Raw genomic sequence first — 21,546 nt, forward strand, 5'->3', positions numbered from 1 at the left:
GGGTTGTCGCTGGGGCTGCCGCTGTCGGCGTTGGCGGGGGTGGTGTCGTTTTCGTTGTTGAGCATTGCGGGCGGTTCTCCCGTCACGCTCCCGGGCGCCGCGGCTGACGTCCGGTCCGGCACGCCTCCGCGTAATGAGCGCGGAGCCGGCCTCCGGGGCGCGTTCGCCACACGGGAGCTGTAGTCCATGGCCGCCGGTTCCGTACGAGTTCATCCGTACGGCCTGGCGGAAGTCTTCAGGTCAATGCGCTGCCCGACCCAGGTGGCTCCCGAGTGCCAGGGCTGCGCGACAACGACGATCCCTACGCGGCGGGACCTTCCGGCGCCTTCGCGTCGGCTGTCACGGCGGCCGTGGGTGGAGCGGCCGTGTCAGCGTCGCGGTCGGGCGCGAGCGGGTCGGTCACCGTGCCGGACTCCTCGTCGAAGAGCCCCTGCGCCAGCCTGGTCACCGCTGAGGGGACCGGCGGCGCCAGGTCGGCCACAGCTCGGAGACCGGACAGGACGTCGTCGGGTCGCACGGCAGGTGTCAGATGCCGAACAACCAGCCGCAGTATCGCACAGGCACTGTCCAGGGGCCTATCAGCCGGGGCGGACAGCGCTTCCAGGCTGACCACCGCGCCGCGCGTGTCGAAGGTCCGCATGCCGTTCTTCGTAAGGCGCTGGACCTCCACGGACTCGGCGGCGAGGAAGGCCGCCACGGCCCGCTCGGCCTCGGCGGGCTCCACGCCGTCCAGGCGCAGCTCCCACACGGAGGCGGTCAGCCGGTCGGCGAGGCCCGAGGTGCGGGCCTCCACGGCGTCGATGATGTCGAGGCCGCTCGGCATGGACTCGTCCAGCAGGGCCCGGAGCTTCTCCGGGTCCCGCGGCGCGGCGAGGGCGATCTCCAGGTACTCGGCCTCGCTGCCCGTCCCGGTCGGGGCGGCGTTCGCGTACGAGACGCGGGGGTGGGGGGTGAAGCCGGCCGAGTACGCCATGGGCACCTCGGCGCGGCGCAGGGCCCGCTCGAAGGCGCGCTGGAAGTCGCGGTGGCTGGTGAACCGGAGGCGGCCGCGCTTGGTGTAGCGCAGTCGGATGCGCTGCACCACCGGTGCGGGAGGCGGGCCTTCGGGCTGTCGCTTGCCCAGTGGTTCTTCTCCTTGTGCGGGGCTTCGCGGCTCGCGCGTCGCCCTGGTGTCCGTGGAGCCGGCGGGCCACGCCCTGCCTCCGGCTCACCCCTGCCGTTCGGGGAGGGAGGTCTCGGGGGCGGGCGCGTTGCCTGCGGCTGTCGTACTACCCAGAGTACGCGCCCGTGACCTCGACGGTTCCCGTGCGGGGGGACGAACAGCGCCTGTCGTACACCGGCCCGCGCCGGGTTTCGGGCGCTCCGGGCGCTTTTCCGTGTCGGCGGACACGCTCCGCACGACGCACGCAGAGGCCCCCGCCGTCATCGGCGGGGGCCTCTGCGTGCGCAGTGCTACCGGCTACTTCACGACCGACAGCGGCAGCAGCTTCCTGCCCGTCGGGCCGATCTGGATGTCCAGGTCGAGCTGGGGGCAGACGCCGCAGTCGAAGCACGGGGTCCAGCGGCAGTCCTCGACCTCGGTCTCGTCGAGGGCGTCCTGCCAGTCCTCCCAGAGCCAGTCCTTGTCGAGACCGGAGTCCAGGTGGTCCCAGGGCAGGACCTCTTCGTAGGTGCGCTCGCGCGTCGTGTACCAGGCCACGTCCACGCCGTACGCGGGCAGCGCCTTCTCGGCCGCCGTCATCCAGCGGTCGTAGCTGAAGTGCTCGCGCCAGCCGTCGAAGCGGCCGCCGGACTCGTACACGGCGCGGATGACGTCGCCGATGCGGCGGTCGCCGCGCGAGAGCAGGCCCTCGACGATGCCCGGCTTGCCGTCGTGGTAGCGGAAGCCGATGGAGCGGCCGTACTTCTTGTCCCCGCGGAGCTTGTCGCGGAGCTTGCCCAGGCGGGCGTCCGTCTCCTCGGCCGACAGCTGCGGCGCCCACTGGAAGGGGGTGTGGGGCTTCGGCACGAATCCGCCGATCGACACCGTGCAGCGGATGTCGTTCTGGCCGGAGACCTCGCGGCCCTTGGCGATGACGTTGACCGCCATGTCGCCGATCTGGAGCACGTCCTCGTCGGTCTCGGTCGGCAGGCCGACCATGAAGTAGAGCTTGACCTGGCGCCAGCCGTTGCCGTAGGCGGTGGCGACCGTCCGGATCAGGTCCTCTTCCGAGACCATCTTGTTGATGACCTTGCGCATGCGCTCGGAGCCGCCCTCGGGGGCGAAGGTCAGACCGGAGCGGCGGCCGTTGCGGGTCAGCTCGTTGGCCAGGTCGACGTTGAAGGCGTCCACCCGGGTCGACGGGAGGGACAGGCCCACCTTGTCGTCGGTGTAGCGGTCGGCCAGGCCCTTGGCGATGTCCGCGATCTCGGTGTGGTCCGCCGAGGACAGGGACAGCAGGCCGACCTCCTCGAAGCCCGTCGCCTTGAGGCCGCGCTCCACCATCTCGCCGATGCCGGTGATGCTTCGCTCCCGCACGGGGCGCGTGATCATGCCGGCCTGGCAGAAACGGCAGCCGCGGGTGCAGCCGCGGAAGATCTCCACGGACATGCGCTCGTGGACGGTCTCGGCGAGCGGGACCAGGGGCTGCTTGGGGTAGGGCCATTCGTCGAGGTCCATGACGGTGTGCTTGGACACGCGCCACGGCACGCCGGAGCGGTTCGGGACCACGCGGCCGATGCGGCCGTCCGGCAGGTACTCGACGTCGTAGAAGCCCGGGACGTAGACGCCGCCGGTCTTCGCCAGGCGCAGGAGGACCTCTTCGCGCCCGCCCGGGCGGCCCTCCGCCTTCCACGCCCGGATGATCTCGGTCATGTCGAGGACGGCCTGCTCGCCGTCTCCGATGACCGCGCAGTCGATGAACTCGGCGATCGGCTCGGGATTGAAGGCCGCGTGGCCGCCGGCGAGCACGATGGGGTGGTCGACGGTGCGGTTCCTGGCCTCCAGCGGGATGCCCGCGAGGTCCAGGGCCGTCAGCATGTTGGTGTAGCCGAGCTCGGTGGAGAAGGAGAGCCCGAAGACGTCGAAGGCCGACACCGGGCGGTGGCTGTCGACGGTGAACTGGGGCACCTTGTGCTCGCGCATCAGTGCTTCGAGGTCCGGCCACACGCTGTAGGTGCGCTCGGCGAGCACGCCCTCGCGCTCGTTGAGCACCTCGTAGAGGATCATGACGCCCTGGTTCGGGAGCCCGACCTCGTACGCGTCCGGGTACATGAGCGCCCAGCGGACGTCACATGCGTCCCAGTTCTTGACGGTGGAGTTCAGCTCCCCGCCGACGTACTGGATCGGCTTCTGTACGTGCGGAAGCAGGGCCTCTAGCTGAGGGAAGACCGACTCGGTCATCACGCGACTTTCATGAAGCGGGCAGGGGGCGACTCTCAAGCGTACCCCGAGGCACAGCGGCCCCCCGCCCGCGTGATCACCGCAGGGACGCCCGCAGCTCCGGGTCCGCCGCGGCGGCCCATACGTCCGGAAGCTCGCGTTCGCTCCGCTCGGCCAGTGCCTCCTCGCGGGCGTAGAGCACGCCCCAGGTGAAGCCCGGCTCCCCGGCGCCCTGGGCCTGGACGGCGAGGCCGCGCAGGGCTTCCCGGGCCACCACTCCGTCCTGGTGGTCGCCGAGCAGGGTCTGGACCGACTTGACCGCCTTGGCCAGGCGTTTCGCGGGTTTGCCGAGCGCCGGGACGGCCGCCTCCGCCGCGTAGCGGGCGCGCTTGGCCGCCTTGCGGGCCTCGTGCAGGGCCACGTCCCGCTCCTCTCCCCCCTCCAAGGCGAGGGCGCGCTCGACCCGTCCGGCGAGCCGCTCGTAGTCGCGCAGCACCGCGCGGGGCAGCACGTCGCGCGCGGACCGGGCGGCGGACTCCAGCAGCGGGGGGCCGTCGAGCAGGGCGTCGAGGGTGTCCAGCAGGGCGGCGTACCGCTTGCCGTCGAGCACGGCCATGGCCCGGCGTCGCGACCCGGCGCGGCGGGTGGTGTGCCACACGCGCAGCCGGGTGCGGACCGGGCCCATGGCCAGGGCGCGCGGGAGCTCGTCGAGGTGGCCCTGGATCCGCTCCAGCAGCACCTCCTGGTCGCGGTCGACGCCGAGTTCGGCCGCAAGCCAGCGCAGTTCCTCGCCGACCGGGTCGGTGGTGTCGCGGTCGAGCACCTTGCGGTAGGTCTTGAAGGCGCTGCGCAGCCGGCGGGTGGCGACCCGCATCTGGTGGACGGAGTCCGGCAGGTTCCGCCGCACGGCCGGGTCCTGGGCGACCAGGCTGTCGCGCTGGGCGCGCAGGTACGCGAGCACGTGGGCGCCGGCCGTGCCGTCGTGGCCGGGGTACGCGGTGCGGGCGGGGGGCGCCGCGCCGGTCTCGGCGAGGGCTCGGGCGAGTTTGGAGGGGGCGTCGGAGACCGTGAGGCCGGCCTTGCGGAACACCTCCTCGACCGCGTCGAGCAGCTCGGGGTCCACGCCGTCGGCGAGCTCCACCTCGACCTCGGTCCAGGCGGCGGTGGCCTCGCCCCGCTCCGCGCGGACCGTGTCGGTGGCCAGCTCCGCGAGGAGGCCGCCGTCGGCGTCGAGCAGGTGACTGATGCGCCGTGAGGAGGCCAGCCGGACCTGCGGGAGCAGGGCGGAGTTGCGGACGCGGGAGCGTACGAGGTCGGCCAGGGAGGCCGGGACGGTGTCGCCGAGCGGGGCCGCGATCTCGTCGCGGACCCCCGGGGAGACGGGCAGTTTGAGGTGCCAGCCGGCGTCCTCTCCGCCCGTTCTGCGGCGCAGGGTGACGCCGTCGGCGGCGAGCCGCCGGTCGGAGGTGTCGTAGTAGACGGCGTCCAGCTCGACGGTGCCCCGGTCGGCCACGGCCGTGATGCCGGCCGTGCCCGTCAGGTCGGGCACGGAGCGCCGGGCCTTCCCGGACCGCTTCCCGCCGTTCCCCGTGAACTCGAATTTCCGCTCGATCTCGCGCTTCGTGTCCGCCATGGACCGAATTTAGTACCGAACGGATCACGACTCCAGGGTGAACGGCGGATTAGGCCGACAAGGGCCGCTGCACCTTGATCGACTGGAGGAGTCCGACGGCCACCCACACGGCGAACATCGACGACCCCCCGTACGAGACGAAGGGCAGCGGGAGTCCGGCCACCGGCATGATCCCGAGGGTCATGCCGATGTTCTCGAAGGACTGGAAGGCGAACCAGGCGATGATGCCGGCGCACACGATCGTCCCGTACAGCTCGGTGGTCTCGCGGGCGATCATGCAGGCCCGCCAGAGGATGACGCCCAGCAGGAACAGGATGAGGCCGCCCCCGATGAAGCCGAGCTCCTCCCCCGCCACCGTGAAGACGAAGTCGGTCTGCTGCTCCGGGACGAACTGGCCGGTGGTCTGGGAACCCTTGAAGAGTCCGGAGCCGGTGAGGCCGCCGGAGCCGATCGCGATCCGCGCCTGGTTGGTGTTGTAGCCGACGCCCGCCGGGTCCAGCTCGGGGTTGGCGAAGGCGGCGAAGCGGTTGATCTGGTACTCGTCCAGGACGCCGAGCTGCCATATCAGGACGGCTCCGCCGGCGCCGGCTCCGAGCAGGCCCAGCACCCACCGGTTGGAGGCGCCGGAGGCGAGCAGTACGCCCAGCACGATGACGACCATGACCATCACGGAGCCGAGGTCGGGCATCAGCATGACGATGCCCATGGGGGCGGCCGCCAGGCAGAGCGCCTTGACGACCGTCCGGTGGTCGGGGTGGGCGAGGTCTCCCGCGTCCACCCGGGTGGCCAGCAGCATCGCCATGCCCACGATGATCGTGATCTTCACGAACTCGGAGGGCTGCAGGGAGAATCCGCCGCCGATCACGATCCACGCGTGGGCCCCGTTGATGGTGGCGCCGAGCGGGGTGAGCACCGCGATGATCAGCAGCAGTGAGATCCCGTACAGCACGGGCACGGCGCCGCGCAGGGTGCGGTGGCCGAGCCAGATCGTGCCGATCATCAGGACCAGGCCGATGCCGGTGTTCAGCGCGTGCCGGTAGAGGAAGTAGTACGGGTCCCCCTGGTTCAGGGAGGTCCGGTTGCGGGTCGCCGACCAGACGAGGAGGCAGCCGAGGAGGGACAGCGCGAGCGCCGAGAGGAGTATCGGCCAGTCAAGCCTGCGCACCATGGAGTCGCGGGCGGTGAGCTTGGCCAGCCCGCCGCGCTCGGGCGCGTAGCGGGATACGGAGAACTTGTTCGCGGTCTGCATGTCCTTCAGTCCTGCCGTGCGGGGGGCGGTCCGGCGAGTGCGGGCGGCACGAGCTCCTCCGGGGACGGCGGCACGTACGGCTTGATGTCGGGGGCTTCGATGGAGCCGTCGGGCAGGATCCGGGGCAGTTTCGCCTCCGGCTTGAGCAGCAGGGCCCGCTTCGGGTCCTGATTGCCCTCCATGTCGAGCCCGTAGATGGCGTTGTAGATGGTGCGGACGGCGGGGCCGGAGGCTCCGGAGCCGGTGCCGCCCTGGGAGATGGTCATGACGATCGCGAAGTCGTCGGTGTAGGTGGCCAGCCACGAGGTGGTCTGCTTGCCGTAGACCTGGGCGGTGCCGGTCTTGGCCCGCATCGGGATCTTGTCCAGGGGCCAGCCGCCGAAGCGCCAGGCGGCGGTGCCGCCGGGCTCGACGACGGAGCGCAGGCCCTTGTCGAGGTTGCGGACGGTCTGGGCGTCGATCGGCAGCCTGCCGTGGGACCGGGGCTTGATCATCTTGACGTGCTTGCCGTCGGGGCTGATCACGGCCTTGCCGACGGTGGGGTTGTAGAGGGTGCCCCCGTTGCTGATGGCCGAGTAGGCGGTGGCCATCTGGATGGGGGTGACGAGCACGTCGCCTTGGCCGATGGCGAAGTTGATGCTGTCGAACGCCTTGAGCTGGTTGCCCTCCAGGCAGCTCTCGTAGGCGATCTGCTCGACGTAGGTGCCGCCCTTCTTGCCCTGCTTGCACCACGAGTTCTTGTTGGCCGCCCAGAAGCTCTTCTTCCACCGGCGGTCGGGGATGCGGCCGGTGACCTCGTTCGGCAGGTCGATCTTCGTCTCGGACCCGAGCCCGAACTCGCGGGCGGTCCGGTAGAACCAGTCGTGGGCGTCCTTCTTGGGGCTCAGGCCCCCGTCTCGCTGCCACTCCTTGTGCCCGAGGGCGTAGAAGACGGTGTTGCAGGAGAACTTGAGGGCGTCGCCGAGGGTGATGGGGCCGTGTCCCTTGGACTCGAAGTTCGCGAAGCTCCGGCCGCCGAGGCTGTAGGAACTGCTGCAGTTGTACTTGTCGCCGAAGGCGTAGCCGGCCCGCACGGCCGCGCTGGCCGACACCACCTTGAAGATGGAGCCCGCGGGGGCCTGGCCCTGGATGGCCCGGTTGAGCAGCGGGTAGTTGGAGTTCTTGCTGGTGAGCGTGGCGTAGTCCGTGGCCGAGATGCCGCCGACCCAGGCATTGGGGTCGTAGTCGGGCTGGGAGGCCATCGCGACGACCCGGCCGGTCTTGACCTCCATGACCACCACGGCGCCCGAGTCCGCCTCGTACTTGCGGCCCGTGATCTTGTCGGTCTCCTGACGGACCGTCTTCATCGCCTGCTGGAGCTCGTACTCGGCGACGGCCTGGACCCGGGCGTCGATGCTCGTGACGAGGGTGGACCCGGCCACGCCCGGGTCGGACTTGGTCTGGCCCATGACCCGGCCGAGGTTGTCGACCTCGTACGAGGTGACCTGCGCCTTGCCGCGCAGCTCCTTGTCGTAGGTGCGCTCGATCCCGGAGCGGCCCACCTGGTCGGAGCGCAGGTGCGGCGAGTCGGTGTTCTTGGCCTTCTGGATCTCCTCGTCGGTGACCGGCGAGAGGTAGCCGAGCACCTGCGCGGTGCGGGCCCCGCCGGGCGCCGGGTAGCGGCGGACCGCGGTGGGCTCGGCGGTGATGCCCGGGAACTCCTCGGGGCGTTCGCGCAGCTGCAGCGCCTGCTGCGTGGTGGCCTCGAGGGTGACCGGGATCGGCTGGTACGGGGAGCCGTTCCAGCAGGGCCTGGGGGTCTGGGAGTCGCAGAGCCGGACCTTGTCCATGACCTCTCGCGGGCTCATGTCCAGGACGCCGGCGAGGCGGGTCATGACGCCCTTGCCCTTGTCCGGCATCTTCATCAGGGCCGTACGGCTGGCGGACACGACCAGGCGGGTCTCGTTGTCGGCGAGCGCGACCCCGCGGGCGTCGAGGACCGAGCCGCGCACGGCCGGCTGGACGACCTGCTGGACGTGGTTGCTCTTGGCCTCGTCGTAGTACTCCTGGCCGTTGCGGACCTGGAGGTACCACAGGCGTCCGGCGAGGGTGAGGAACATCGAGAGGACGAGTACCTGGATCATGACGAGCCTGATGCGCACCCGGGAGGTGCGGCCGGTTTCCGCAGTGTTGGTCACCGCTGCTCCCTCGTCACAGTTTCTTGACGCTCTTCACGCTCTTCACGACCTTGACGCCCTTTATGCGGCCGGCCCGGGCGGCCCGGCCCCGCGCGGTCTTCAGCCGCAGGCCGCCGCGCTGGCTGCCGATGCGCAGGCCGGTGCCGCCGGCCAGCCAGCCGGAGGAGACGTCCTTGCCCTGGGCGGGGCCGCCGCCGGCCTCGACGGCCATCGGGTCGTTCTCGGCGCGCCGGGCCAGGGCCATGATGAACGGCACGGTGAAGGGCGCGAGCAGCAGGTCGTAGAAGATCGCGGTCAGCAGCAGGCCGGTGAAGCCGACGTGGCGGGCGGCGGTGTCCCCGACGAGGGCGCCCACGCCCGCGTACAGCAGGGTGGAGCCGATCGCGGCGCCGACGACGGCCAGCATCGGGCCCCAGGCGGAGCGGAAGCGCCCGTTGTCGGGGCGGACCAGGCCGACGAGGTACCCGATGAGGCAGAGCACGAGCGCGTAGCGTCCGGCGGCGTGGTCCGCGGGCGGGGCCAGGTCGGCGAGGAGCCCGGCGCCGAAGCCGATCAGGGCGCCGCTGACGTGCCCGTACACGAGCGCGAGGGCGACGACGGTGAGCAGGAGCAGGTCGGGGACGGCCCCGGGCAGCTGGAGCCGGCCCAGGACGGTGACCTGGACGACGAGGGCGACGACCACGAGGGTGGCCGAGAGCAGGATCCGGTTGAAGCGCATGGGCGGTCTGCTCCTACTCGTCGGCCGGCTTGCCGGCCACACCGGCGGACGCGGACGGGGTGACCGTCACGGTGACGGTCGGGGTGGGCTTGGGCGCCTCGGGCTTGGGCGGCAGGACGGCGTCGCGCGGGTCCTCGCGCGGCGGCATCACCACGACGCCGACGATGTCGAGGCGGGAGAAGGCGACGGCCGGCTTCACCCAGACGGTGCGGGTCAGGTCGCCGCGCGAGGGGTCGACCTTGATCACCTCACCGATCGGAACGCCGGGCACGAACGGCTTGTTGCCGCGCGAGCCGAAGGTGACGAGCCGGTCGCCGGGGTTGATCTTGGCCTTGCCGTTGAGCATCTGGACGGACATGGCGCGGTCGCCCTGGCCGGTGGCGAAGCCGAGCTCGCCGGTCTTCTCCAGACGGGTGCCGACGGTGAAGTCGGGGTCGTTGGCGAGGACGACGGTGGCGGTGTCGGGGCCGACGGTGGAGACCCGGCCGACGAGGCCGTCCCCGTTGAGGACGGTCATGTCCCGCTCGATGCCGTCCTTGCTGCCGGCGTCGATGGTGACGGTCCAGGAGAAGCCCTGGGCCGCTCCTATCGCGATGACCTCGGCGCCCTTGATCCCGTACTGCCCGGCGCCGGCCCGCTTGAGCATCTCGTCGAGCTCGCGGACGCGGCTGCGGGTCTGGTCCTCGCTGCCCAGGCTGACCTTCAGCCGGGCGTTCTCGCGCTCCAGGCCGGCGATGCGGTCGTGGCGGTCACCGGAGTCGCGTACCGCGCCTATGGCGTTGGCGACGGGGTCGACGGCGGTCGCGACGCCCTCTTCGACCGGGCCGAAGACCGTTGCGGCGGCCTGCCGGGCACCGTCGACCGGAGAATCCTCTCCTGCTCTGATGTCCACCGTGATCAGTGCGAACGCGATGGCGATCAGAAGTACCAGGAGCAGCCGGCTCTCTCGTGTGTCCCTCACGTGCGGCGGCGTGCCTTCCTCGTAGAGATCTTCGCGGCGGAGCCGCTCCCGTGGAGCCGGAGCCCGCACAGGTCTTTTGCCTGTATATCAACGATCCGCCGCACGGGCGCGGTAGCACCCGTACGGCGGATTCTTGTGTTCCGCACGGCCCCCGGCCTGGGGAGTCCGCCTCAGCGGCGCGGCTGGGCGTCCAGGACCTGCTGGAGCGCCTCGAACTCCTCCACGCACTTGCCGGAGCCGAGGGCGACGGAGTCGAGCGGGTCCTCGGCGATGTGGATGGGCATGCCCGTCTCGCGGCGCAGCCGCTCGTCGAGGCCGCGCAGCAGGGCGCCGCCGCCGGTCAGCACAATGCCGCGGTCCATGATGTCGCCGGACAGCTCCGGCGGGCACTTGTCGAGGGTCGTCTTCACGGCGTCGACGATGGCGTTGACGGGCTCCTCGATGGCCTTGCGGACCTCCGCGGCCGAGATGACCACGGTCTTGGGCAGGCCCGAGACCAGGTCGCGGCCGCGGATCTCGGTGTGCTCGTCCTTGTCGAGGTCGTAGGCCGACCCGATGGTGATCTTGATCTGCTCGGCGGTCCGCTCACCGAGGAGGAGCGAGTACTCCTTCTTGATGTGCTGGATGATCGCGTTGTCGAGCTCGTCCCCGGCCACCCGGATGGACTGTGCCGTGACGATTCCGCCGAGGGAGATGACGGCGACCTCGGTGGTGCCGCCGCCGATGTCCACGACCATGTTTCCGGTGGCTTCGTGGACGGGCAGCCCCGCGCCGATGGCGGCGGCCATCGGCTCTTCGATGATGTGCACCTGGCGGGCACCGGCCTGCGTGGACGCCTCGATGACGGCGCGGCGCTCCACTCCGGTGATGCCGGAGGGTACGCAGACCACGACGCGCGGCCTGGCCAGGTAGCGGCGCTTGTGGATCTTGAGGATGAAGTACCGGAGCATACGCTCGGTGATCTCGAAGTCGGCGATCACGCCGTCCTTGAGGGGTCGTACGGCGACGATGTTGCCGGGCGTGCGCCCGATCATCTTCTTCGCCTCGGAGCCGACCGCCAGGATGCCGCCGGTGTTCGTGTTGATGGCGACCACGGACGGCTCGTTCAGGACGATTCCCCGGCCCCTCACGTACACCAGCGTGTTGGCGGTCCCGAGGTCGATCGCCATGTCACGGCCGATGAACGACATGTTGTTCCCCTTGTTCCCCATGAGGAGCGTCTGGCCTTCCAGTTGATAGCGGCTGCTGTCAGGTCGGCGAGGTGGGTGTGTGGGTGGAGGCCCCATCGTAGTGCCGTGGGTACGGACACCGCGCGACGGGACTCCGGCAATCCCGCCGGAGCGGATACCCGCCCCCCTAGTGGTGACGTCGTGTTCTGCCCAGTCGTTCCCGGTCGTGGCCGGATATACCGTAGGGCGACCGAAATTACTTCGGTCGCCCCAGGTCATGAGCGCTATTTGGCTGATGTCACGTCAGGAAAGAGTGCCCGGACAGCTCAGAGAGCAGGGAAGAAAAGCTTCAGCTCGCGCTCCGCGGACTCCTCGGAGTCCGACGCGTGGATCAGGTTCTCCCGGGTGACGGTGCCGAAGTCCCCCCGGATGGAGCCGGGCGCCGCGGCGATCGGATCGGTGGGTCCGGCCAGCTGGCGGACACCCTCGATCACACGTTCCCCTTCCACCACCAGGGCGACGACGGGGCCACTCGCCATGAAGCCCATGAGGGGCTCGTAGAAGGGCTTGCCCTTGTGCTCGCCGTAGTGCGTCTCCAGGGTCTCCTGGTCCAGCGTGCGCAGCTCCAGCGCGGGAATGGTCCAGCCGGCCTTCCGCTCGATCCGGCCGATGATCTCGCCGACCAGGCCCCGCCGGACGGCGTCGGGCTTGAGCAGGACGAGGGTGCGCTGGGTCATGGTGCGGCTCCTTGCGGCATACGGGTGCGGTGGGACGAATCTACAGGGCCGTCGGGGGGAGCCGTCACGCAGCGTCAGGCGCCGCGGGCGGCTCCTGGGCGGCCGCCCAGCGGGCCTTGATCGCGTCGATCCTGCGGCCGTAGTGCACCGAGCACCACCACAGGCCGGCGAACACGGCGCCGAGGAAGAACATCGTCGGGACGACGAACCCGCTGGCGATCAGCCCGATCTGCAGGGCCCAGCCCAGCGGGACCGCCCCGGGCCGCGACAGCATCCCGCACAGCAGCACCGACAGGAGCATCGTGACGCCGCAGACCGTCCAGACCTCCGCCTGGGTGAGGTCCGGGTCCTTCATGGCCACCAGGCCCGCGAAGCCGATCACGAAGAACTCGCCGATCAGCGTGCTCGCACACAGCGTGCGCATCCTCAGCCCCTCTTCATCAGCAGGCGGGCCTCGCCCACCGTGATCACGGAACCGGTCACCAGGACCCCGGCCCCTCCGTACTCGGCCTCTTCCTCCGCCAGGGTGATCGCCGCCTCCAGGGCGTCGTCCAGCCTCGGCTCCACCTGCACCCGGTCCGCGCCGAAGACCTCGACCGCGATGCCCGCGAGCTCGTCCGCGCCCATCGCCCGGTGGCTGGAGTTCTCCGTCACGACCACCTCCGCGAAGATCGGCTCGAAGGCCTCCAGCACCCCGCGGACGTCCTTGCCCTCGCTGGCGGCCACGACCCCGACCAGGCGGCTGAACCCGAAGGACTCGGTGACCGCCTCCGCGGTGGCCGCCGCGCCCGCCGGATTGTGGGCCGCGTCCAGGACCACCGTCGGACTGCGCCGTACGACCTCCATCCGGCCCGGCGAGGTCACCGAGGCGAAGGCCTTCCGTACGGTCTCCGCGTCCAGCACCCGCGCGTGCTCCTGGCCGATGCCGAAGAAGGCCTCGACCGCGGCCAGCGCCACCGCCGCGTTGTGGGCCATGTGCGCGCCGTACAGCGGCAGGAAGATGCCGTCGTACTCGCCGCCCACACCGCGCAGCGTCAGCTGCTGCCCGCCCACCGCGACCTCGCGCGAGACGACGCCGAACTCCATGCCCTCGCGGGCCACCGTCGCGTCCGCCTCGACGGCCTTCTTCAGGAGCACCTGCGCCGCGTCCACCGGCTGCTGCGCCAGGATCACGGTGGCGTCCTGCTTGATGACGCCGCCCTTCTCCTGCGCGATCTCGCCGGGCGTGGAGCCGAGCCGGTCGGTGTGGTCCAGGCTGATCGGGGTGATCACCGCGACCGAGCCGTCGATGACGTTGGTCGCGTCCCAGGTGCCGCCCATGCCGACCTCGACCACGGCCGCGTCGACGGGCGCGTCCGCGAAGGCCGCGTACGCCATCGCGGTGAGCACTTCGAAGAACGACAGCCGGTACTCCTGGGCGGCGTCGGTCATCTCCACGTACGGCTTGATGTCGCGGTACGTCTCCACGAACCGCTCGGCGGAGATCGGCGCCCCGTCGAGGCTGATGCGCTCGGTGACCGACTGCACGTGCGGGCTGGTGTAGCGGCCGGTGCGCAGCTCGAAGGCGTTCAGCAGGGCCTCGATCATGCGGGCCGTGCTTGTCTTGCCGTTCGTGCCGGTCACGTGGATCGAGGGGTACGCGCGCTGCGGGTCGCCCAGCAGGTCCATCAGCGCGGCGATGCGCGCCACGGACGGCTCCAGCTTGGTCTCGCCCCAGCGGGTGGCGAGCTCCTGTTCCACCTCCAGGAGCGCCTTCGCGACCTCCGGGTCGGTGGGGTGGGCGGGTACCGGGTCGCCCTGCGGCGGCCCGGCCTGGGCGCGCAGGGTGCGGCTTCCGGCCTCGATCACCGCCAGGTCGGGATCGCGGTCGGACTCTTCCGCGACGATCTGGTCGAACTCGTCGTGGACGGGGTCAAGATCGTCGGGGCCGTGGCTCTCGGGCTGCTGCTCACTCACGGGGCCCAGTCTACGGACGGCGGAGCGGGCCGCGGGCGGGAGCGGTCCGCGGGTCCGGGCGGGAGCGATCCGGGGGTCCGGGCGGGGGCGGTCCGGGGGTCCGGCCCGGGCGGTCCGCGGGGCCGGCCCGGGCGGTCCGGGGGACCCGGCCGGAGCGGTCCGGGGGCGGCCGGCTGCCTCAGCGCCGCGGCAGCGTCGCGACGACGACGTACGCGTCCTCGGTGCGCGTCGTGCTCAGGGTTCCGCCCAGGCTGCGCACCCGCTCGGCCATGCTCGCCGTGCCCGAGCCCGCCGACACGGGGGCCCGGCCCGGGGTCCGCTCGGGCAGCCCGTTGCGCACGGCGATCCGCACCCGCGGCCCCTCCACCGCGACCGACACGTCGACGGTCTCCCCGCGCGCGTGCTTGGCGGCGTTGGTCAGGCACTCCTGCACCACCCGGTAGACCGCCGCCTGCCGCAGCGGCGACAGCGCGTGCGCCTCCCGGTCCAGGAGCAGCCGTACCGGCGACCCGGCGCGCCCGCTCGCCTCGGCGAGCGGGGGCAGCCCGTCGACGCCGGGGGTCGCCGCCCGTTCCCCGCGCTGCACGATGATGTCGTTCAGCACCAGGTGGGCCCGGCGCGCGGTGTCGGCCAGCTCCTCGAAGTCCTGCGCGTGGGCCGTCTCCCGCGCCCGCACCGACAGCACCTCGGAGCGCACCGTCAGCAGCGTCAGCTCACGCCCGACGAAGTCGTGGACGTCGCGGGCGACCGAGGTGCGCTCCTGCTGGACCGCCTGGAGCACGGCCGATTCGGCCCGCCGCGCGGTGAGCTCCGCCACCAGGTCGTGCCGGTACGCGGCGATGCCGACGGCCGAGGCGAGCACCCCGATGGGCACCACCAGGCTGAGGAAGGAGCTGAGGGTTTCGACCCGCGGCCCGGGCCAGCCCGGCACGCTGAACACCACCAGCGCGAAGCCCACGTAGGCCAGCGTGGCCAGAATCCCGGCCCGGCGCCCGCGGTAGCGGCCCACCGAGTACAGCGCGAACTGGATCAGGGTCAGCTCGTGCAGCCAGCCGATGAACAGGAGCGCCGCGAGGAACGACAGCCAGGGCATCCGGCGCCGCAGCAGCAGGGTCGCGCAGCCGGCGGCAAGGACGCAGGCGGCGAGCGGGCCACCCAGCGAGTTGTCCGCGGCGGCCAGGCCCGGCAGGTCCAGCGACATCAGGACCAGGCAGCCCAGGGCCGTGAGCACGTCCAGCGCCCTCGGCGAGCCCGCCCAGCCCTCGGCGAGCCGGCGGCCGGCGGCCACGGCCCGGTGGGGCGCCGAGGCGACGGGCTTGACGTGCATGTCCTCCATCATCCGTGCTCGCCGGAGCGGATCGGGGCCGCGCGGACCCCGGGGCACGTGATGTGGGGCACTCCGGACATCCCGGGACAGTGAGCGGACGACCCCGCGTGCGCGGGTCCTCCCGTTCTGCCCCCGCCGGGCCGCGCTTCACGGGGTCGGCGCCATCGCCCGTGTACGCCTGGTGGCCGCGCGGGTCCTGGCGGACTTCAGCGGCCGCGCCCTGTGGCGCCCGGCCCCGCACGGGGCGGGCACACGGCGAAGGCCCCCGCGCCGGCCGGCGCGGGGGCCTTCTTCGTACCGCTACGGGCTGCTAGGCGGGCGGCAGCCCGTCCAGCTGGGCCTTGATCCGGGCGATGTCCGCCTCGGCCTTGGCAAGACGGCCCTTGATCTTGTCCACGACGTTGTCGGGGGCCTTGGCCAGGAAGGCCTCGTTGCCGAGCTTCGCCTCGGCCTGCTGCTTCTCCTTCTCGGCGGCGCCGAGGTCCTTGGAGAGGCGCTTGCGCTCGGCGGCCACGTCGATGGTGCCCGACAGGTCCAGCGCGACCGTGGCGCCGGCGACCGGGAGGGTCGCGGTGGCGCTGAAGTCCTCGCCCGCCGGCAGCAGACGGAGCAGCTGGCGGATGGCGCCCTCGTGCGCGGCCAGCGCGGTACCGGCCAGGTCGAGGCGGGCCGGGACCTTCTGGCCGGGCTGGAGCCCCTGGTCGGCGCGGAAGCGGCGGACCTCGGTGACCACGGCCTGGAGGTTCTCGATCTCCGCCTCGGCGGCCTCGTCGCGGAAGCCGCTGTCCTTCGGCCAGTCGGCGACGACCAGGGACTCGCCGCCGGTCAGCGTGGTCCACAGGGTCTCGGTGACGAAGGGGACCACCGGGTGCAGCAGCCGCAGGGTGGTGTCCAGGACCTCGCCGAGGACCCGGCCGGAGACCTGCGCTCCCTCGCCGCCCGCGAAGAAGGTCGTCTTCGACAGCTCGACGTACCAGTCGAAGACCTCGTCCCACGCGAAGTGGTAGAGGGCCTCGCTGAGCTTGGAGAACTGGAAGTCCTCGTAGTACGCGTCCACCTGGGCGACCGTCTTGTTCAGACGGGACAGGATCCAGCGGTCGGTCGCCGACATCTTCTCGACCGGGGGCAGACCGCCCTCGATCGTCGCGCCGTTCATCAGCGCGAAGCGCGTGGCGTTCCAGATCTTGTTGGCGAAATTGCGGGAGGCCTGGACCCAGTCCTCGCCGATCGGGACGTCGGTACCGGGGTTGGCGCCCTTGGCCAGGGTGAAGCGGACGGCGTCGGAGCCGTACTTGTCCATCCAGTCGAGCGGGTCGACGACGTTCCCGAAGGACTTCGACATCTTCTTGCCGCGCTCGTCGCGGACCAGGCCGGTCAGCGCGATCGTCTTGAAGGGCGCCTCGCCGTCCATGGCGTACAGGCCGAACATCATCATCCGGGCGACCCAGAAGAAGATGATGTCGTGGCCGGTGACCAGGACGTCGGTGGAGTAGAACTTCTCCAGGTCCGGGGTCTTCTCCGGCCAGCCCAGCGTCGAGAAGGGCCACAGGCCGGAGGAGAACCAGGTGTCCAGGACGTCGGTGTCCTGGGTCCAGCCCTCGCCGGTGGGCGCCTCGTCGTCCGGTCCGACGCAGAGGACCTCGCCGTCCGGGCCGTACCAGACCGGGATCCGGTGGCCCCACCACAGCTGGCGCGAGATGCACCAGTCGTTGAGGTTGTCGACCCAGTCGAAGTAGCGCTTCTCCATCTCCCGCGGGTGGATCGCGACCCGGCCGTCGCGGACCGCGTCACCGGCCGCCTGGGCGAGGGTCTCGACCTTGACCCACCACTGGAGGGACAGACGGGGCTCGATGGTCGTGCTGCAGCGCGAGCAGTGCCCGACGGAGTGCTGGTACGGGCGCTTCTCGGCGACGATCCGGCCCTGCTCGCGCAGCGCGCCGACGACGGCCGAACGGGCCTCGAAGCGGTCCAGGCCGAGGAAGGGGCCGTGGACGGTGATGACACCGCGCTCGTCCATGATCGTCATGTTGGGCAGGCCGTGGCGCTGCCCGATGGCGAAGTCGTTCGGGTCGTGGGCGGGCGTCACCTTGACGCAGCCGGTGCCGAACTCCGGGTCGACGTGCGTGTCCGCGACGACCGGGATGGAGCGGTCGGTGAGCGGCAGCTTGACGAGCCGGCCGACCAGGTGCTTGTAGCGCTCGTCGTCCGGGTGGACGGCGATGGCCGTGTCACCGAGCATCGTCTCGGCGCGGGTGGTGGCGACGACGAGGGTGTCCTCGCCCTCGCCGTACCGGATCGAGACGAGCTCGCCCGCGTCGTCCTGGTACTCCACCTCGATGTCGGAGATGGCCGTCAGGCAGCGGGGGCACCAGTTGATGATGCGCTCGGCGCGGTAGATCAGCTCGTCGTCGTAGAGCTTCTTGAAGATCGTCTGGACGGCGCGGGACAGCCCCTCGTCCATGGTGAAGCGCTCGCGCGACCAGTCCACCCCGTCGCCGAGGCGGCGCATCTGGCCGAGGATCCTGCCGCCGTACTCTTCCTTCCACTGCCAGACCCGCTCGACGAACTCCTCGCGGCCCAGGTCGTGGCGGGACTTGCCCTCCTCGGCGAGCTGCTGCTCGACCTTGTTCTGGGTGGCGATGCCGGCGTGGTCCATGCCGGGCAGCCACAGGGCCTCGTAGCCCTGCATGCGCTTGCGGCGCGTCAGGGCGTCCATGAGCGTGTGCTGGAAGGCGTGCCCCAGGTGCAGGGAGCCCGTGACGTTCGGCGGCGGGATGACGATGGTGTAGGGCGGCTTCTCGCTCGCCGGGTCGGCCGTGAAGTACCCACGCTCTACCCAGCGCTCATAGAGCTTCCCCTCCACCTCGGCCGGCGCGTACTGGGTCGGCAGTTCTGAGTCGGGGGCGCTGGGTGTCTGCGTGTTCTCGGTCACGGGGCACAGTTTAGAGCGGTAACAGTCCAGTCATGAAACCGGTAATCCAGGGGCCCGCCGCCCTGCCCGCCTCCGGCTTCCGTCAGGATGTGTGAGACGTATAAGCCACCTCATTGGGGGACGCGGGATGAGCAACAACCAGCCAGGGCCGTACGGGCAGCAGCCTCAGCAGCCCGGACCGTACGGGCAACAGCCCCCCGCGCCCGGTCCGTACGGCCAGGGCGCGCCCCAGCCCGGGTACGGCTACCCGCAGCAGCCCGGCGTGCCGCCGCAGGGACACCCGCAGCAGCCCCCGCAGCAGGCGCCCTACGGCCAGGGCGCCCCGCAGGCCGGCTACGGCTACCCGCAGCAGCCCGGCGTGCCGCCGCAGGCCCCGTACGGCGGGATGCCGCCGCAGCAGCCCCCGAAGAAGTCGAAGACGGGCATCGTCATCGCCGCGGTCGTCGCGGTCGCGGTGATCGCGGGCGGCAGCTGGTACTTCCTGCAGGGCGGCGACTCCGAGGGCGCCGTCTCCGCGGCCACCAAGGGCTACAAGATCGTCCCGCCGGACGCGGTGGGCGACTTCAAGAAGAACCCGAAGTACACGCAGAAGACCCTGAGTGACGAGGACCGCAAGGAGGCCGAGGCGGCGGGCATCAAGGACCCCGCCCAGGCCGGCATGGACTACCAGTCCGGCGACCCGTCGAACCCGCTGTCGCTCAAGTCGCTGAACTTCCAGGGCATCTACGGCGAGATCGCCGCCCCGGAGAAGGCCGTGGACCTCTACTTCGCCGCCGCGAAGAAGGGCCTGGGCGAGGAGAACAAGAAGGCGACGGCCGAATTCATCGGCACGCCCAAGGCGATGACGCCGGCCGGCTTCAAGGGCGCCGTCATGAAGTGCCAGGAGCTCAAGCTCAGCTCGAAGGACACGACCGCCAAGGGCCCCAAGGAATTCACGATGCCCCTGTGCATCTGGGGTGACTTCAGCACCGTCGGCGTGGTCTCGGCCACGGACATCGCCGCCGTGCTCGGCGGGAACAAGGGCTACACCCTGGAGCAGACCGCGGACTTCGGCGCCAAGCTCTACGCCACCGCCCGCGTGAAGAAGTAACCGGAGCGGCACGGAAGTCCGTCCACGCGTTTACGCGTACACGCGTAAGGGGCGCCCCCGGCGGGGGCGCCCCTTTCGCGTACCGGCTGTGCGGGTGGCGGCGGGTCAGGCCGACTTCTCCTGCGGGCCCTGGTCCTTCGGGACGATCCGCGGGACCAGCGTCGGGTTGACGTTGGAGCGGACCACGTCCGAGGTGATGACCACGCGGGCCACGTCCTTGCGGGACGGGACCTCGTACATCACCGACATCAGGACCTCCTCCATGATGGCGCGCAGGCCGCGCGCGCCCGTCTGGCGCAGGATCGCCTGGTCCGCGATGGCCTCCAGCGCCTCGCGCTCGAAGTCCAGCTCCACACCGTCGAGTTCGAACAGTCGCTGGTACTGCTTCACCAGGGCGTTGCGCGGCTCGATCAGGATCTGCAGCAGGGCCTCGCGGTCCAGGTTGTGCACGGAGGTCAGGACGGGGAGGCGGCCGATGAACTCGGGGATCATCCCGAACTTCACCAGGTCCTCGGGCATGACCTCGTGGAACTGGTCGCTGGCCTCGATCTCGCGCTTGGAGCGGATCGTCGCCCCGAAGCCGATGCCCTTGGCACCCGCGCGCGACTCGATGATCTTCTCCAGACCGGAGAACGCGCCGCCCACGATGAAGAGGACGTTCGTCGTGTCGATCTGGATGAACTCCTGGTGCGGGTGCTTTCGTCCGCCCTGCGGCGGGACGGAGGCGGTGGTGCCCTCCAGGATCTTCAGGAGCGCCTGCTGGACGCCCTCGCCGCTGACGTCGCGCGTGATCGACGGGTTCTCGCTCTTGCGGGCGACCTTGTCGATCTCGTCGATGTAGATGATCCCGGTCTCGGCCTTCTTGACGTCGTAGTCGGCCGCCTGGATCAGCTTGAGCAGGATGTTCTCGACGTCCTCGCCGACGTACCCCGCCTCCGTCAGCGCCGTCGCGTCGGCGATGGCGAACGGAACGTTCAGCATGCGGGCCAGCGTCTGCGCCAGCAGGGTCTTGCCCGAACCGGTCGGACCGAGCAGCAGGATGTTGGACTTCGCGAGCTCGATCGCGTCCTCGCGGCCCTGCGCGCCGCCGTTCTCGCCGGCCTGGACCCGCTTGTAGTGGTTGTACACCGCGACGGAGAGCGCCTTCTTCGCCGGCTCCTGGCCGACGACGTAGCTCTCCAGGAACTCGTAGATCTCGCGGGGCTTGGGGAGTTCCTCCCACCGGACCTCGGAGGTCTCCGCGAGTTCCTCTTCGATGATCTCGTTGCAGAGGTCGATGCACTCGTCGCAGATGTACACACCGGGTCCTGCGATGAGCTTCTTCACCTGCTTCTGGCTCTTTCCGCAGAACGAGCACTTGAGCAGGTCGCCGCCGTCACCGATGCGTGCCACGAGGTGCTTCCCCTTCGCCTGGGAGACGCCTGGTTCAGCGCTCCTGGTGCCTCATATCCGACGGTACCTTGCCGGGGGCCCCGTGCGGGGCCCCCTTGACGTGGTTCACGCAGCCGAATGCTTCTGCGTGCTCACGCCAACTGACGGCAAGGATCAGGCCGAGCTCTTGCGGGTGGAGATGATCTGGTCGATCAGGCCGTACGCCAGGGCGTCCTCGGCCGTGAGGATCTTGTCGCGCTCGATGTCCTCGCGGATCTTCTCCAGCGGGGTGGTCGAGTGCTTGGCCAGCATGGACTCCAGCTGGTCCCGCATGCGCAGGATCTCGTTGGCCGCGATCTCCAGGTCGGAGAGCTGCTCGCGACCGGTGCCGCCGGAGGGCTGGTGGATCAGCACGCGGGCGTTCGGCAGGGCCATGCGCTTGCCGGGGGTGCCCGCGGCGAGCAGGACCGCGGCGGCGGAGGCCGCCTGGCCCATGCAGACCGTCTGGATGTCCGGCTTCACGAACTGCATGGTGTCGTAGATCGCCGTCAGCGCGGTGAAGGAGCCGCCGGGGCTGTTGATGTAGATGGAGATGTCGCGGTCCGGGTCCATCGACTCCAGGCACAGCAGCTGCGCCATCACGTCGTTGGCGGAGGCGTCGTCGATCTGCACGCCGAGGAAGATCACGCGCTCCTCGAAGAGCTTCGCGTACGGGTCGTACTCGCGCACGCCCTGCGAGGTGCGCTCGACGAAGCGCGGGATCACGTAGCGGTTGTCCACCTGGGGGCCGGTGTGCAGGCCGCTGGCGGGAGAGAGGTTGTTCATGTACATCGAGGTGTTCACCATCCTGGTGGCGTTCTGCGGG

General features: G+C 70.8%; 16 protein-coding genes. 1 reads left to right on the plus strand and 15 read right to left on the minus strand.

What is annotated here, in order from left to right; all coding sequences use genetic code 11:
- Window positions 1-301 precede the first annotated feature (301 nt).
- The 13 genes from ACFWU6_RS17845 to ACFWU6_RS17905 form a co-directional block, all read right to left on the minus strand.
- Complete coding sequence (locus ACFWU6_RS17845) at window positions 302-1,081, minus strand: TIGR03936 family radical SAM-associated protein (RefSeq protein WP_383801799.1); 780 nt, start codon at window positions 1,079-1,081, stop codon at window positions 302-304.
- Between the two features lie 378 nt (window positions 1,082-1,459).
- Window positions 1,460-3,385: a TIGR03960 family B12-binding radical SAM protein gene (locus ACFWU6_RS17850; RefSeq protein ID WP_383981841.1), complete on the minus strand. Its 1,926-nt coding sequence runs from the start codon at window positions 3,383-3,385 to the stop codon at window positions 1,460-1,462.
- A gap of 73 nt (window positions 3,386-3,458) precedes the next feature.
- Window positions 3,459-4,994: a CHAD domain-containing protein gene (locus ACFWU6_RS17855; RefSeq protein ID WP_383801805.1), complete on the minus strand. Its 1,536-nt coding sequence runs from the start codon at window positions 4,992-4,994 to the stop codon at window positions 3,459-3,461.
- Between the two features lie 49 nt (window positions 4,995-5,043).
- A complete protein-coding gene (rodA, locus tag ACFWU6_RS17860) occupies window positions 5,044-6,243 on the minus strand; it encodes a rod shape-determining protein RodA (protein WP_383801808.1) in 1,200 nt (399 codons plus the stop codon).
- A gap of 5 nt (window positions 6,244-6,248) precedes the next feature.
- Window positions 6,249-8,420, minus strand: coding sequence for a penicillin-binding protein 2 (mrdA, locus tag ACFWU6_RS17865; RefSeq protein ID WP_383801811.1), 2,172 nt, complete (start codon window positions 8,418-8,420; stop codon window positions 6,249-6,251).
- 13 nt (window positions 8,421-8,433) lie between these two features.
- Complete coding sequence (mreD, locus tag ACFWU6_RS17870; RefSeq protein WP_383981843.1) at window positions 8,434-9,138, minus strand: rod shape-determining protein MreD; 705 nt, start codon at window positions 9,136-9,138, stop codon at window positions 8,434-8,436.
- Window positions 9,139-9,151: 13 nt separating this feature from the next.
- Window positions 9,152-10,099, minus strand: a complete 948-nt coding sequence (mreC, locus tag ACFWU6_RS17875) for a rod shape-determining protein MreC (protein WP_383801816.1) — start codon at window positions 10,097-10,099, stop codon at window positions 9,152-9,154.
- A gap of 170 nt (window positions 10,100-10,269) precedes the next feature.
- Complete coding sequence (locus ACFWU6_RS17880) at window positions 10,270-11,289, minus strand: rod shape-determining protein (RefSeq protein ID WP_069923827.1); 1,020 nt, start codon at window positions 11,287-11,289, stop codon at window positions 10,270-10,272.
- A gap of 305 nt (window positions 11,290-11,594) precedes the next feature.
- Complete coding sequence (gene ndk, locus ACFWU6_RS17885) at window positions 11,595-12,005, minus strand: nucleoside-diphosphate kinase (protein ID WP_030710854.1); 411 nt, start codon at window positions 12,003-12,005, stop codon at window positions 11,595-11,597.
- Window positions 12,006-12,069: 64 nt separating this feature from the next.
- Complete coding sequence (locus ACFWU6_RS17890) at window positions 12,070-12,429, minus strand: DUF4233 domain-containing protein (protein WP_383801820.1); 360 nt, start codon at window positions 12,427-12,429, stop codon at window positions 12,070-12,072.
- Window positions 12,430-12,431: 2 nt separating this feature from the next.
- Window positions 12,432-13,961, minus strand: a complete 1,530-nt coding sequence (locus ACFWU6_RS17895; RefSeq protein ID WP_383981845.1) for a bifunctional folylpolyglutamate synthase/dihydrofolate synthase — start codon at window positions 13,959-13,961, stop codon at window positions 12,432-12,434.
- A gap of 178 nt (window positions 13,962-14,139) precedes the next feature.
- Complete coding sequence (locus ACFWU6_RS17900) at window positions 14,140-15,288, minus strand: sensor histidine kinase (protein ID WP_383801826.1); 1,149 nt, start codon at window positions 15,286-15,288, stop codon at window positions 14,140-14,142.
- A gap of 310 nt (window positions 15,289-15,598) precedes the next feature.
- Window positions 15,599-18,220: a valine--tRNA ligase gene (locus tag ACFWU6_RS17905; protein WP_383801829.1), complete on the minus strand. Its 2,622-nt coding sequence runs from the start codon at window positions 18,218-18,220 to the stop codon at window positions 15,599-15,601.
- 127 nt (window positions 18,221-18,347) lie between these two features.
- Between ACFWU6_RS17905 and ACFWU6_RS17910 the strand changes: the two genes are divergently transcribed.
- On the plus strand, window positions 18,348-19,310 hold the full coding sequence (locus ACFWU6_RS17910; RefSeq protein ID WP_383801831.1) for a hypothetical protein: 963 nt from the start codon (window positions 18,348-18,350) through the stop codon (window positions 19,308-19,310).
- Window positions 19,311-19,415: 105 nt separating this feature from the next.
- On the opposite strand, the gene clpX is transcribed toward ACFWU6_RS17910, so the two are convergent.
- Together clpX and ACFWU6_RS17920 are read right to left on the minus strand one after the other, a co-directional pair.
- Entirely contained in the window at window positions 19,416-20,702 is a 1,287-nt protein-coding gene (gene clpX / locus ACFWU6_RS17915) for an ATP-dependent Clp protease ATP-binding subunit ClpX (protein ID WP_383801834.1), read from the minus strand.
- Window positions 20,703-20,855: 153 nt separating this feature from the next.
- Window positions 20,856-21,527: an ATP-dependent Clp protease proteolytic subunit gene (locus ACFWU6_RS17920; protein ID WP_383801837.1), complete on the minus strand. Its 672-nt coding sequence runs from the start codon at window positions 21,525-21,527 to the stop codon at window positions 20,856-20,858.
- Window positions 21,528-21,546 lie beyond the last annotated feature (19 nt).

Origin of the sequence: Streptomyces sp. NPDC058674 (assembly GCF_042716505.1) — a bacterium.
GTDB lineage: Bacteria > Actinomycetota > Actinomycetes > Streptomycetales > Streptomycetaceae > Streptomyces.